Annotated in this window: 1 protein-coding gene and 1 pseudogene; both read left to right on the top strand. The window is 57.7% G+C overall.

The window, feature by feature from the left end:
- Positions 1-357 (top strand): cation diffusion facilitator family transporter (locus QQJ79_RS15820; RefSeq protein WP_284223890.1); only part of this gene is annotated, 357 nt, incomplete at its 5' end.
- Positions 358-364: 7 nt separating this feature from the next.
- Positions 365-596: pseudogene (locus QQJ79_RS15825) on the top strand (hypothetical protein); the annotation flags it as partial.

Below are 596 nucleotides of genomic sequence, written 5' to 3' on the forward strand. Positions count from 1 at the left end.
GTCTTCATCATCTACAACGCCTGGAGCATTGTCCGCACCTCCTTCGCCGACCTGATGGACGAGGAACTGCCGGACGAGGAACGGGAAAAGATTATCGAGACCGCTTGCGAAAACCCGCAAGTCCTTGGCGTTCACGACCTTCGGACCCGGCGTTCCGGCCAGAATATCTTCATCCAGATGCATATTGATCTGGACCCGACCATGAACCTGACCGAGGCCCACGCCATTTCCGAGGATGTGGAAATGCGGGTCATGGCCCTGTACCCCGATGCCGAGGCCATCATCCATCAGGACCCGGCACCGGAACACCTGTTGCAGGCAGCGCACCAGAACGCCACCGCCCAAGGACAGGAATAACCGGTCGATGACCACGACGCCCTCTCTGGAAGAACAGGCCGCCCGGCAGAAACAATTGCTTGAAGGCCTGACCCAAAACCCGGCATGGGATGGGCCTGATAGCACAGCAGAGGATATTTCAAGGATCGAAACCCACGGGGCGACGGTCCTTCTTGGTCGCCATCATGCCATCAAGATGAAAAAGCCGGTGCTGTTCGGGCATATGGATTACAGCACGCCGGACCTGCGCCACTATTTTT

Source organism: Brevundimonas denitrificans, from assembly GCF_030160755.1.
Taxonomy (GTDB): Bacteria; Pseudomonadota; Alphaproteobacteria; order Caulobacterales; family Caulobacteraceae; genus Brevundimonas; species Brevundimonas denitrificans.